The sequence below is a fragment of the Neobacillus sp. BF23-41 genome, assembly GCF_041106275.1.
In genome coordinates, this window is record NZ_JBGBPR010000007.1 from 189154 (window position 1) to 202752 (window position 13599).

The window sequence follows — 13599 nt, forward strand, 5'->3', positions numbered from 1 at the left end:
CATATATTCGTATTTTTACCTGTGGCTGTTAACAATTTCAGCGAGCTGTGCAAGTTCTAGTGTATTGCGAAAAGCATCAGCTGGAGAACTTTCAACGTGCAATCGGTGAAAGGTCTAGTAATGAGAATGGTATATCAAATACTTTTTTGTATGCTCAGATATAGATTCATCCTCTTTCTAAAAAGTCTGTATTACATATGCTTTGAAATTATTTCTGTCAAAGCTTCTTTTGGATAGAACCCGATAACATTATCTACAGCCACTCCGTCTTTGAAAAGAATCAACGTTGGAATGCTCATGACTCCAAATTTTCCTACTGTTCCTGCGTTTTCATCTACATTAAGCTTTATAATTCTAACTTTGTCACCCATTTCACCATCGATTTCCTCCAATACAGGTGCAATCATTTTACAAGGACCACACCATGGTGCCCAAAAATCCACTAAAACTAATCCCTCTTTAATTTCAGTGCTAAATGTTTGATCTGTTACGTGTGAGATAGCCATTATTATATCCTCCAATTCATTCTTATAATTTTAATAAAAGTATTTTTTAATGTTTACAAAAAATACAAAATTATCTTTAATGTAATAAAAAAAGTTACAGTTTGTTTTTTATAAAACGTACTGTAATAAAATAGTTTACAGTATAGACATTACGAAGCAATGGTCTGGTAAATGTCCCTAACAAACTAAACTATTTTAAAAGCCTCTTTTCAAATTGATTGCTTCCTGTTCAAAAGGAATTACTGTAATTTTAATATTTACAGTTTATGAAGTCAAGAAAAATTAACTCGATATTCTCAAATTCCACTATAGTGGGTATACACCGATGAAAAGTTCTCATCGCATTTTGCGTTTTTCGCCTGAAGCAGATTTTTGTTTATTTTGTTTATGATAATATATGAAAGTATTTGACTTTGCTAATGCCTCTTATTTCACCTGCGACGGTATTTTTGCGGTTGTGCTATTTCCGATAGATCTGTTAGAGTAGGGGATTAGTGACTGATGCTTGACCGATAACAATACCACCTAGAATACCGAGAGTTTGTCCTACTTTCGTTGGTAAACGTGCTCCTGCTTCACACAGCAATTCAATCGTAAACTCTAAAAAAAGCACTTTCAAAACCGGCGGGAACGGAACGTTATGCCGCGAGAAACTAAGCGGGCCAAGTAAAACTTTAGGAATCATTTCATAATGATACGTTAAAACGGCTATATAGATAGAAGTGGCGAATATAGATAGAAGTGGCGAATATAGAAAAAAGAACACTGAATATTCGTATCAAACGGAAGAAGGAGCCAAGCACCCACGGTAAGTAGTAATCTTCCGGAGAAATAAAAAAATCCGTCAATGTAGCGGGTCCAATGATCGCATATCCTGAACCATTACTAAACACAGCTACCTGACCCCTAGTTAAACTAAAAACTGTGCGGTCTATGCGTTCGGTTGATAACAGAAGGGGCAACGGCGTAAATCTATTATCAGAAATCATTTGATGTAATTGAGAAGAATCAAAAACGATATCAAAATCAATCTTCTTTAAGCGTTGGGTAATGGTTTCAATGTACTTTTTATTAGTAACCCCATCAATATAAGCCACGATGTTATTTGGAATGTATAAGTGGAATGTTTACTACTAGTTCTTCATGCGCAATTTTAGTTGTTTCCTCACATAAAAAAGGCAGCAGAATCGCCGCCTTAAATTTAAAACACCGTTTTATTTAACAGGTCTAAAAATAAATTACTACATCTTTGAATGAATCAGTTTATTTCAAAGAAACTTTACCTTGAATTTCAATTTTAACATCTGCTTTTTTCAATAAATTTCCGACTTCGCACCCTTTATCTGCTGCTTCCGTCGCTCTTTGTGCGGATTGAATTTGTTCTTCTGTTGCATCTTTAGATAAAACGATGTGAGGATAATGGATAATTTTAAATTCATTATCAGATATATTTGCCTCTGAGTTCACTGTAAGTTCAGCAACAGGAAGGTTTCTGCTTGCAAGTACAAACGTAAGAGTTGCTGTATAACAAGTAGTTACCGAAGAAACAAGAATCTCTTTTGGATTTGCTCCGTTGCCACTACCTCCTAAAGATGTAGGAATAGCGATTTTTGTATCAAGATACTCCGCTTTAAGGGTTCCATTCCCTTTTACTCCACCATCCCAAACAGCATTCACATTTATTTTCATATCAGCCATGTTTAACACTCCTTCAAATAAATAAATTATATTTATATCATGTTCGTTCATATATGTTTTTTATTCTACTGGTATCGCAAGTAGTTCACGAAAGATGAAAAATACGGTACAAAACATTGATTACGGTGTAATTAAGACCAAATTCCGCGCAATTAATGTTGGTTCGGTACAATTACTTTCTAACTATACGATAATGAATGAATTTTGAACCTATAATATATTAAAAAGCAACAAAGTTTGCGAATAGAGCCTTAAGAGTATTCGAATGAATCGAAGGTCTTGTACAGATCGGTGAGAAGAAATTTCTCAACGATCTGAAAATAAATCCTGCCGTTCGGAAGAGGCTATTTTATAAGTTGTAAAATTGAAACAAACTGTGCTACCAAAGCACCAAACCAAACTAGGGTAACATCAACAATAATGTCCCCAATGTTTTAAAAAAACAAAAAAAGTCCATTCCTACTCCAAAGGACAGTATCATACAAACTAATTGAATTGCAGCCTTTAATGTTTTTGTCAAATAAGTTCCTATAAAAAATCTAGATACTATTCTATAAATTATTGCTCCAATCAGTCCAATGCTGGTGACAATAAATGCATATAATAAGTAATTAACATCTTTTTGTTGTTCAACTATCCTAATATTCAGCCAGTAACTTATGAATGAATAAATGTTTACATAAAGCAAGAAAAAGAATGGAGGAAATTAAACTCTAATTTCTTATTGGCTCATTTATCAGGGGGATTGGCTGATTCTGGCACTTGATTGGCTCATTTTCCGGCGGGGTTGGCTCATTTTTGATTAAGATTGGCTCATTTCCATAGATTATTGACCTTTTTACCATTTATAACCAATTTATCATCATGAGAAAAATATAAGGACAACCCGTCCTAAAGTCATTCATAACCCCGATGAACGAAAAACCGCAAAAATAAGTCTCTTTCTCTATTCCTTCATATTGCCAAAGAAGAAGTCTCTTCACTCATTTTATTTGGTTCTATTTTTTAACCAGCTGTCAAATTCGGTTGCGACTAGGCGTTCACCTGTTAATCCTTCAGATTGCTCGGAAGCAAGATAAACGATAGGTTTTGCCATGATTTCCGGCTTCAGAAGCTGAGAGTTTCCTTCAAGTTCCCTTCTCACTTCATCAGGTATCATTCCGGTTACGGTGGCCCCGCCAGGAAGAAGCATATTTACCGTCACTCCAAATTCACGCAGGTCTTCAGCCATGATAAATGACAGGGACTCGGTTGCGGCACGAGAAGGGCCGTATGGGACAAATCCTTTTCGTTTCATGGTTTCATAATTCATCGATATATTGATAATTTTTCCTCTTCCCTGCTCGACCATCAGAGGAGCGAATCCCCGGGAGGTTATGAAATAACCGGTCACATTTGTATCGATTAAATTTCGAAACCCTTCAGGAGAGACCTGATAGAAAGGCTGTGGTTCTCTAAGGAATTTTGGGTTTACAGTCCTCATGCCTATCCCGGCATTGTTCACGAGGACATCGATCTTACCCCATTCCGTTTTTACCCAGTTCACTGCATCTTGTACCGATTCCTCTGACCTGACATCCAATGGAAGTTCAAAAACATTCGAATATCCCTTATCTTGAAGGTTTTTTACAGCTTCCGTCATTTTTGCTCCCGGACGGGATGCCACTGCAACCGTTGCTCCTTCATCAAGAAGTGCTTCTACCATGGCATATCCTAAACCGCTTGATCCTCCTGTAACAACTGCATGTACGCCAGTTAATTCTTTTGCCATTTTTCCACCTCATTTGGTTTAAATTCAAATCTTCGAAAGGATTATGATAGTATGTACAGTTTTTATATATCAGTTCCCCTGCAGTTAAAAATTTTATGTGCATCGGAAGCGACTAAGTTTTTCCAAACTCATTCTTACTTTCTTTGCTAATAAAGCCCAGCCAAATAATCCATTATCTTAAAAACCTGGAATGGTTAAAGATCAGGAAAATCCCAACAACTAATTTAACCCTTTTTTTCATAGAAATAAATTCCTTCCAAATTCCAGGATATAACTTTATTATATCTCAAATTCCTCTGAAAATAAAAAAGCTGGCCCTGTAAGTGTTCATAAGAACCTCGGGGTCAGCCTGACTTTTTGATGAATCGATTGGATGATTTTCTTTACTAAACCTTCCGCATCTTTTGCTTCTACAGTCGTTAATTGGATGCGGCAAATGGGTTTTACCCGGCACTCCAGGCACCTTCTAAAGCAATCTGTGACTTTTACATCAACTTCTGTATGATGTTCAAGGCGGAGTAATTCCAACGCTTTTCCGGCCTCCGTCACTCTAATGTTACGCTCACAAAACTTGGCTACTCTCATTAGTCCTGGTCGTAATGAGTGAATTGAATATCCAAAGTACGAAGGTATGTCTGAAGGCCCGCGTCCTGAATTGGGATGATGAATGCCGGCTCTCCGGACTCGTTATGGTGAGAGTGCCATAATCCTGGAGGAGTTACGAATGCCTTTCCTGGTACCCAGTCGATACGGATCGGGTCGATGATTTCGGATGTTTCAGGATCAACCTTATCTCCTACCAGTGTATAAGTTCCAGGCGCTGCATAGGCAACAAAGTCAAGAGCGACTGATTTATGGCTGTGCGGTGCCTGGTTGGATCCTACTGGAACGATGCCGAACATCGTTGAGGTGTATAAACTTCATCTAATTCTTTAACTGTCAGGTTGCTCTTGATTCTGGGGTAGGTGGTATCCTGAATACTCGGCAAATTATATCCCTTCTCTTTGTAAGAACTTTTTGAAAACTTCATTTATACTAAAATAAAAAACCTATCATCGGAGATAGGTTATCTTTAAATTACTATATTTTCCAGATTGGCCTCTCAAACAGCGAATCGTTCCTTACCCCTTCAAGAGAACCATTCAAAACGAAGCAACAGAATCCATAGACATTGTATCGTCATCTATAACATCATCTTCATCAGAAGTTTTTTCACCTATCCTTTTAAAGTCTTGATTTTTCAAAGCTATATACCAACCCAAACCATTTAAAAGATGGGCAAAATAATCCTCATCTCTCCGCCACCTGTTCTCTAAGCTAATTTGTGTAGTTCCTTTAAAGCCGTTTCCTAGCCCTGTCTAAAGCATAAAATTTGATTTTGGGTATAAAGGAAAATAATATAGAGATATCGCAAATTATCAATATCCTTTTGTTCGATTAGTTTATACGCATTCCAAGCAAAATAGATTTTAATAAGATCAGAAAGGGGCGGGCATCGTTGAATCGGGAATCAAATATGATAAATGACGAACAGGCAGTTGAAATTTTCAAGGCTCTGTCAAATCAAATAAGAGTAAATATTCTGCAAATGTTGAAAGAACCTGATAATAATTTTTCCCCGCAGGCCCATGTCATCAAAGAAAAAGGCTTTGATGGAGGGGTTTGTGTTAGTGATATTCGCAGCAAAGTAGGACTATCACAGCCCACTACCTCCCAGTATTTGTCTATCCTATTGCAAAGCGGGCTGGTGGAAATGAAACGAATCGGACAATGGACTTATTATCGACGCAATGAGGAAACCATTAAACAGTTTGAAAACTATATAGGCTCAAAAATATAACCTTTTAAGGAGGACCAAGAGTGAGTTTTCAAAATCATCGTGCCTATAACAGCATGTACCAGAAAGACAAAATGACACTCGGATTTATCCTCCCGACTGCCAGGATGTCTAAAAATCCGATTATGGAGAATCAGCTGGAGCTTGCCCGTAAAATTGAAGAATATGGCTTTTCTTCATTATGGCTCCGTGATATTACGATGCAGAATTTGAATATTGATGATAACGGCCAAAAGTACGATTTATGGATTTATTTGACTTATCTTGCTGCCTATACGAAGCACATTGCGTTAGTGACAGGAAGTGTAGTTCTCCCTTTGCGCCACCCCGTCAGGGTAGCCAAGGAAGCTGCATCAATTGATCAATTGTTTCCAGGTAGATTGATTATGGGAGTGGCATCAGGGGACAGGGAAAAAGACTTTACAGCTTTAGGGATATCTAAGCAAGAAAGCGGTCCGTTATTTAAAGAAAATTTCGAAATTCTCGACCGGCTGTTAAAAGAGGATCAGCCGACAATCCACAGCCACGCCGGGCTGATCGATGGTACAGATATGAGGTTAATCCCAAAGCCTGTATCTTCGATTCCGACCATGGTGACTGGATTTAGCAATCAGTCTATCAATTGGATAGCCAGGAATGGGGATGGGTGGCTTCAATACCCAAGAAGCATTATTCAACAGGCGCAGCTTATCCAGGATTATCGTGCTTTAACTGAAGTTCATGCTCCAGGAGATTTTAAACCCTTCTCTCAAAGCTTGTTCATCAATTTATTGGAAAATCCCGATGAAATGCCTGTCCCCATACCCTTAGGCTATTCCGTGGGAAGAAACCGTTTAGTTGATTTACTTCATCAATTTCAAGCGATTGGTGTCAACCATTTGGCGTTTGTTCTGTATTTTTCCAAGCGCCCTCCAGAGGAAGTAATCCAGGAACTTGGAGAATTTGTTTTACCCTACTTTCCAACCCATAAAGGTACAGGCCAGCTTTAAAAAATTAAATTGTATAAAAGGAGAAAGAATTATGACAAAGAAAATAAAACTTTTCAGTACTAGATCCCTCCCCAATTGTCGAGGGAGGATCAGGCGCAATGCTGCTTTCCCATTATTCTCCTCTTTCCGTGGCTGAGCAATTTGGAACATTAGAAACCTTCTTCCCTGGCCGGATCGACCTTGGATTGGGGCAGGCACCTGGCACCGACCAATATACAGCAAATGTATTGCGGCAGCGGGTTGCTGGTGAACCTGAATTTGATGCCCGGCTTGAGGAGCTTATCGCATATCTTTATGGTACAGGAACAGCCACTAAGAATGGTTCATTTAGCTTTCACGCCATTCCCGGCGAAAAAACAAATGTGCCAATTTGGCTGTTAGGTTCAGGGTTTTATAGTGCACAATTGGCTGGAATACTTGGGTTACCATTCTCTTTCGCGGGACATTTTGCTCCAGGTAACATGATGGAGGCCATAAAACTGTACCGGGATTATTTTCGTCTGTCTCAATTTTTGGAGGAGCCATATGTACTGTTAGCCGTTCAAGTGGTGGCTGCTGATGAGAAACTGGAGGCACAAAGGCTTGCCACTTCGATGTATCAAAAATTTCTTTTGTTAACCAGCGGACAGCCTTCGCCCATTTTGCCTCCTGTTAATAATATGGACGATCTTTGGAACGATAATGGACGCAGGGCGGTTGAAGAACAGCTTTTCACTTCCATCATCGGGGACCCTGTAGGTGTGAAGCAACAGCTCCATGAGTTAATAGAAAAGACTGACGCTGATGAAATTTTGGCTCAAACAGAGATTTTTGATCATAAGGCACGGCTGCGCTCTTATGAAATTTTGGCTCAGGCTGCAGTAAATTAAACAGTGTCTAGTCTAATAAGGGATGTATTTTCTGCAGATATTAAATCAGTTAAATTAATGTGATTTAGATTGAAGCAGTAAAAGAAGACAAAGAAAACAACCTGTAAATTCTTTTATAGGTTTGAAACGAAATTTTTAAAGAAAGAAGATGAGCATATGCCTGAAAATGATACAAAACAAATTACTGATATTCCATTCTCGGTCCTGGATCTCTCTCCAATTGCAGATGGAAGTACGCCGGCTGATTCTTTTCGCAATACTTTGGAGCTGGCCCGGCTCGCTGAAAAGCTGGGGTATAACCGATATTGGCTCGCTGAGCATCATAATATGCCATTTATCGCCAGCTCTGCAACATCGGTAGTCATTTCCCATGTTGCAGCAGGTACATCAAAAATCCGGGTAGGTTCAGGCGGCATTATGCTGCCAAATCATGCACCTCTTGTTATTGCTGAGCAATTTGGTACTCTGGAATCATTATATCCAGGACGTATTGATCTTGGCTTGGGCCGTGCACCAGGCACCGATCAGCTTACCGCACGCGCATTAAGACGTGACTTGAGAAGTTCAGGAGAAGATTTCCCTGAGCAGCTGGCTGAGCTCCAGAATTACTTTGACCCTTCCCTGGCACAAGGATATAGTCATGTTAAAGCAATTCCGGGTGAGGGATTAAACATACCTATTTGGCTGTTAGGTTCAAGCGGATACAGTGCCCAGCTGGCAGGAGAGCTTGGACTGCCGTTTGCATTTGCGAGCCATTTCTCGCCGCATAACACACTGCCGGCTATCCAGCTGTACCGCCGTTCGTTTAAGCCTTCTAAAGTACTGGACAAGCCGCATGCAATGGTAGGGCTAAACATCATTGCGGCCGACACAGATCAAGAAGCTGAGCGGCTCGCTACAACATTGCAGCAGCAGTTCTTGAATTTAATGCGCGGGAAGGAAGTCCCATTGCAGCCGCCAGTGGATAATATTAATGATATAGCGAGTGACTATGAAATAGATGCCCTTGAAAATCAATTAGGAACTTCGATTGTCGGCAGTCGTCAAATCGTAAAAGAAAAGCTGGAAAAGTTTCTGGATGAAAGTCAAGCCGATGAAATCATGGCAATCGCCCAGGTTTACGATCATAAGGCCCGCCTTCATTCCTATGAAATATTGGCAGAAATTACTCAGCTAAAATAGGTCAAAACTGGCCGATCCTTATGGCAAGCTTTTAATGTATCTCAATAAATTATTTTGTAATGAATATAAAAAAGTGCCTGTTAAAGAAATTTTTGTAGTCTATGTTATCCATTTGCTAAATAGCAAAACCCAACCCTTTAATAAACTTGATGTAAACAAAAGAAGAAAAAAAGATGAATCCAAAATATGAAGCTGCTTTTAAACCATTTACCTTCCGTTCTGGAGTTGAAATAAAGAACCGTATTACAATGGCACCCATGACCAATACGGCGGCACATGAAAATGGTGAAGTATCAGACAAAGAAGTTGCGTATTATCAAGAACGGGCCGGTGGTGTAGGAGCGGTAATCACCGCATGCACATACGTCACCAGGAATGGAAAAGGATTCCCGGGTGAATTTGGTGCAGATTCCGATTCCCTAATCCCTAGTTTAAGACGTGTGGCTACAGCTATACAGGAAAAAGGTTCAAAGGCGATTTTACAATTTTTTCACGGTGGCAGAATCTGCCCGCCTGAAGAATTGCTCGATCGTCAACCAATTGCTCCGAGTGCGGTAGCAGCGGAACGGGACGATGCCGTGGTACCTCGGGAAATGACAGCAGACGAAATCGATGAAATTATTAAAGCATTTGGTGAAGCAACCAGAAGAGCAATCGAAGCTGGGTATGATGGAGTTGAAATCCATGGTGCCAATACGTATTTGATTCAGCAATTCTTTTCTCCACACTCAAATCGCAGAACTGACAAGTGGGGTGGGACGCTGGAAAAACGTATTTCCTTCCCGCTTGCTGTAGTTGACGCTGTTAAAAAAGCAGTTTCAGACCATGCAACAAAACCTTTTATCATCGGCTATCGGTTATCGCCTGAAGAAAGAGAGAATCCTGGCATCACCATGGAAGAAACGTTGCAATTAGTGGACAAGTTAGCGGACCAGGAGCTGGATTATCTCCATATTTCTGTCGGCGGCTTTTGGAACGGATCAATCCGTGATGATAACGATCAGACATCTCGAGTTGTTATGATCCACGAACGTGTCGGCGATCGTGTTCCTGTGATGGGTGTTGGGATGCTGCGGACACCCGATGAAGTGATGAAAGCATTTGAAACAGGTGTACCTTTAATCGCTTTAGGGAGGGAATTGATAATGGAACCTCAGTGGGTACAAAAAGTACAAGCCGGTGAAGAAGATAAAATCCGTACAACATTATCTAAAAAAGATCAAAAAGAACTGGCTATTTCTGATAAAATGTGGGAGTACTATACTGGCATCCCTGGCTGGCTTCCTATTGTATAAGGAGTGCACTTATCTCATTCCATCTCTGCTTCCTTGAATTGTTCAACAAAAAATGGGAATCGTGATGATAATTGGCCTTGCTCAGCAAGTATAAGAATATACCTTATACTAAACAAGACGGAACATTTTAAAGGGAAACCATCTTAGTGGTTTCCCTCCTTTATTGAGTATTAGAGCAGAAAATCTGAAATAGTTCATTTGTTTATGACTAGAAGTTTATTATTAATATATAATCAACAATAGACGCCCATAGAAAGAATTGGATCTAAAGTGAACCTGGGATTAAAAGATAAAACCGCACTCGTGACAGGCTGCAGTAAAGGTATTGGAAAAGCAATTGCCGTCGCGTTTGCCAAGGAAAGCACCAATGTTGTAATTTGTGGCCGTGGTGAAGAAGCATTAAAAGAAGCAGCAGCGGAAATTGAAAAGCTGGGAGGCAATGTGCTTGCCGTTCAGGCTGATCTAACGAAACAATCTGATGTGGAACATCTGGTCTCCTCTGCAATCGACCGCTTCAAATAAGGAATAGGCTTGTTTTCCCTCTCCATCTCCCCTCACCTGTTACACTAGGAAACCGATGAAGCACCCTATATCTTCCTAATTCAGTGTGTGTCATCGGCAAGATTACTGCAACAGGTGATGGTGGCATTGTCAAGGACTCGAAGTTTTTTCGATAGAAAAAGGTTTGTGAACCCAAAGTGGAGCAATCCTTGACCATGCCATGGGATGTGGCGGTCGTGCTGCCGTTATGGTTTTGTGAGAGCAGCTGCATGTAATAGCAACTGTGGATTAGCCGAAGGGTTGATTTACCCCTTATTTAATACCCTGTCAGATTCCCTTATCGAGGGATTTTTTTAATATTAAGGAGAATTATAATGAGTGACCTACTAATGATCGAGTCGGTCTACTGTGACAGATTACGGTGCGATTGGATTGGAAGCGAACCCGCCTAAAGGGGGGAGAGTGGTACTATAATTCTCAGGCACTTAAGGTGCTGTTCAACCCTATCCACTATGAGATGGCTCACAATTGGAACGATAATGATTGATTTAAAGGGATTGTCCTTGTAACAGACAAGCCGGTGTTTCCAGAGGATATTAAACCAAGTGATAAGGCGGCGGCTCTATGTAATAAATAAACTCATGACTCTAGACGAATTCAGCAAAAATTACCGAACCAAACTTCGTATAATCATTGATTCCGCAACTTTTGAGGAACGGTTTTAATCTTTATGAAACAATAAAAAAACACCATATCAGCAAATGCTGAATGATGCCCTTAATGAAATTGATACATTTTTAAAGTAAATACTCTGACTTGGCCGTAAGATTATTAAAAATAAAAATATTCGACCGAAGAAGCTTGTCATGCCCACTTATTTTTATTGAAGTGGTCAAATGGATTTTGTTGTGAGAAATGTGGTCACGATGCATATTTCGAAACAAAAACGCGGAAGCACAAGCTTTATGAATGCAAAAAGTGCCGATATCAATCTACTGTCACTGTAGGAACCGTGATGGAAAAAACAAGAACTGACTTAACTAAGTGGTTCTTAGCCATCTATTTAATCTCTCATGATAAACGTGGTGTATTAGCAACTAGACTTTCTGAAGAACTTGAAGTGACGTATAAAACTGCTTGGCTCATGCTTCACAAAATCCGCCAAGCCATAAGAAAACGTGATGCAAACTATACACTAGCAGGCATTGTAGAGCTAGACGACGCCTTCTTTGGTGCGCCATCTGAAGGCGGAAAACGCGGGCGTGGAACAGACAAAACCAAAGTCTTAGTTGGATTATCCTTGAACAAAAAAGGACATCCACTCTATTTAAAAATGGAGGTAGTCCCTGATATAAAAGGGACAACGTTGATTGATTTTGCCCAAATTTTTCTGAAAGAGTCGCTGATCATACACATCTAACAAATCGTCCTCATATTCTTCTAAATCATCTGGCACTTCTTCATTCTCCAAATTAGTCAATAAATCCTGAAGTCCTTTATTTTCTTCCACCCACTTCCTAACGGCAGTAATTGCTTTTTCATCCATATCAAAAAACTCAAGAATATGATCCAGCGATGGATATAATCCCCGTTTTTGCCATGTCATTTGAATAAGTGTATTTACTTTTTCCAATTGAGTAACAATTTCATTTGAGTCAGCAATAAAGCAATGTTCCTGAATTTTCAGAAGAGATTTCCTTAATATATACAGTAAATAGAGACATTTATCGTCATCAATATCCATGGCAACATATTTAAATGACGAAATAAGTGCCGGCTCATCAATCGTTACTTTCATTTCATGGAGTTTCTCTTCATCATTTGGGTTCTGCTCCACATATTGCAAATATTCCTTATAAGGAAGCAGCACACCATATTCTTCAAAAAGGTGAGAAAATTGAAGTGCCCAGTTGATAAAAACAGAATAGGGTTTGACAACTTCTTTTATAGTTTTTTTTCACCCCTTGAAAGCATGACTATGTACCACATTAAATGTCTGATTTGCATAGGCATTTATAGACCAATAACATGGTACAGTATAATTTAATGGGATATCCTGAATTAATTCCCCTTTATTTTCCTGCTCTAAATTCGTATCACGATTTGTTGCAATACGGTCAGCAAATAATGAATGTGTTCCTACGCAATATGTATTTCCCTCAGGGTTTTCACAGACTCTGCCATTCCAGTTATTATCGTGCCAAGCCATTCTTACAGTAAGATGACAAATCGAGAATCATCAATTTGATTTAATAATGCTTTAACTTCTGCTGGTGTAAATGCCTGTATTTCATCTTCTGGTGTTTTAATCGGCTTAAATTTTTCGTGAATAGGTGTATCAATCCAGCCTTCCTGATAACAATGACGTAAAAACGCACGATTAGTTCTTATGCGGACATTAACGGTAGTTGGTTTTAGACCTTGGTCATTTAGCATAGCCAATATAATTTCGAAACAATTCAACCGTAACTTCCTCATTAGGAACATCCCCTCCCAAGTAATCATTGAGATAATTAAAATGTTCATAATAGCCTTGGATTGTAGGCTTTGCCAAACCCTCAGTTTGTTTGAAGATCATAAATCTCTCAAACATTTCAAACAGAGTCATTTTTTGTTCGGTTTGTTTGAATCGTTTAATATTCTGATTACTTCTCGAACCTTTTCGCTGAGTTTTCCTTACGGGTTGCATTAAAAAAATCCACCTTTCATTCAAAAATTGGTGGATTTGACTCACTAGTACACCCAAAATCAGTCGCACTAGTACTATGTAATTTTCAGAAAAAATACTGGTGACATTTTACTTTCAAATCACTGCTCTAACAGCCGGTAAAACCGTGCTTAAAAACAGTCAAAACCCTTGATATCACTGGTTTAGTTGGCGGGACTGCGTGGGAATCGAACCCACCAGACCACACACGGCGGTCTCAAGCAGTTTTGAAGTTAGAGGAACT

At 39.4% G+C, this 13599-nt stretch carries 13 protein-coding genes and 2 pseudogenes; 7 read left to right on the forward strand and 8 right to left on the reverse strand.

The features are described 5' to 3' along the window. Positions 1-191 precede the first annotated feature (191 nt). From trxA to AB7942_RS13600, 5 genes and pseudogenes are all read right to left on the reverse strand, one after another. Complete coding sequence (gene trxA, locus AB7942_RS13580; protein ID WP_335719755.1) at positions 192-506, reverse strand: thioredoxin; 315 nt, start codon at positions 504-506, stop codon at positions 192-194. Positions 507-1002: 496 nt separating this feature from the next. Then, positions 1003-1603: pseudogene (locus AB7942_RS13585) on the reverse strand (spore germination protein); the annotation flags it as partial. Between the two features lie 166 nt (positions 1604-1769). Beyond that, a complete protein-coding gene (locus AB7942_RS13590) occupies positions 1770-2204 on the reverse strand; it encodes an OsmC family protein (RefSeq protein WP_369447247.1) in 435 nt (144 codons plus the stop codon). Positions 2205-3192: 988 nt separating this feature from the next. Then, the gene (locus tag AB7942_RS13595) at positions 3193-3975 is read right to left on the reverse strand and encodes an SDR family NAD(P)-dependent oxidoreductase (RefSeq protein ID WP_369447248.1); all 783 of its coding nucleotides are present in this window, start codon (positions 3973-3975) and stop codon (positions 3193-3195) included. Positions 3976-4302: 327 nt separating this feature from the next. Next, the gene (locus tag AB7942_RS13600; RefSeq protein WP_369447249.1) at positions 4303-4560 is read right to left on the reverse strand and encodes a DUF1450 domain-containing protein; all 258 of its coding nucleotides are present in this window, start codon (positions 4558-4560) and stop codon (positions 4303-4305) included. Positions 4561-5491: 931 nt separating this feature from the next. Between AB7942_RS13600 and AB7942_RS13605 the strand changes: the two genes are divergently transcribed. From AB7942_RS13605 to AB7942_RS13635, 7 genes and pseudogenes are all read left to right on the forward strand, one after another. Continuing rightward, on the forward strand, positions 5492-5815 hold the full coding sequence (locus AB7942_RS13605; RefSeq protein ID WP_335719768.1) for an ArsR/SmtB family transcription factor: 324 nt from the start codon (positions 5492-5494) through the stop codon (positions 5813-5815). 20 nt (positions 5816-5835) lie between these two features. Then, the gene (locus tag AB7942_RS13610) at positions 5836-6801 is read left to right on the forward strand and encodes a TIGR03571 family LLM class oxidoreductase (RefSeq protein ID WP_335719751.1); all 966 of its coding nucleotides are present in this window, start codon (positions 5836-5838) and stop codon (positions 6799-6801) included. A gap of 98 nt (positions 6802-6899) precedes the next feature. Next, on the forward strand, positions 6900-7670 hold the full coding sequence (locus AB7942_RS13615; protein WP_369447250.1) for an MsnO8 family LLM class oxidoreductase: 771 nt from the start codon (positions 6900-6902) through the stop codon (positions 7668-7670). Positions 7671-7826: 156 nt separating this feature from the next. Further along, positions 7827-8852, forward strand: coding sequence for an LLM class flavin-dependent oxidoreductase (locus AB7942_RS13620; RefSeq protein ID WP_335719748.1), 1026 nt, complete (start codon positions 7827-7829; stop codon positions 8850-8852). A gap of 173 nt (positions 8853-9025) precedes the next feature. Then, on the forward strand, positions 9026-10147 hold the full coding sequence (locus AB7942_RS13625; RefSeq protein WP_369447251.1) for an NADH-dependent flavin oxidoreductase: 1122 nt from the start codon (positions 9026-9028) through the stop codon (positions 10145-10147). A gap of 270 nt (positions 10148-10417) precedes the next feature. Continuing rightward, complete coding sequence (locus tag AB7942_RS13630) at positions 10418-10669, forward strand: SDR family NAD(P)-dependent oxidoreductase (protein WP_369447252.1); 252 nt, start codon at positions 10418-10420, stop codon at positions 10667-10669. Positions 10670-11489: 820 nt separating this feature from the next. After that, positions 11490-12032, forward strand: a pseudogene (locus tag AB7942_RS13635) (IS1595 family transposase); the annotation flags it as partial. Here AB7942_RS13635 and AB7942_RS13640 read toward each other — a convergent pair. From AB7942_RS13640 to AB7942_RS13650, 3 genes are all read right to left on the reverse strand, one after another. Continuing rightward, positions 11976-12518, reverse strand: a complete 543-nt coding sequence (locus AB7942_RS13640) for a hypothetical protein (RefSeq protein ID WP_369447253.1) — start codon at positions 12516-12518, stop codon at positions 11976-11978. The pseudogene AB7942_RS13635 and the gene AB7942_RS13640 sit on opposite strands and share 57 nt — an antisense overlap. Before the next feature lie 341 nt (positions 12519-12859). Next, complete coding sequence (locus AB7942_RS13645; protein WP_369447254.1) at positions 12860-13126, reverse strand: hypothetical protein; 267 nt, start codon at positions 13124-13126, stop codon at positions 12860-12862. Continuing rightward, entirely contained in the window at positions 13074-13337 is a 264-nt protein-coding gene (locus AB7942_RS13650; protein ID WP_369447255.1) for a hypothetical protein, read from the reverse strand. Before AB7942_RS13650 ends, AB7942_RS13645 begins: the two co-directional genes overlap by 53 nt. Positions 13338-13599: the final 262 nt, after the last annotated feature.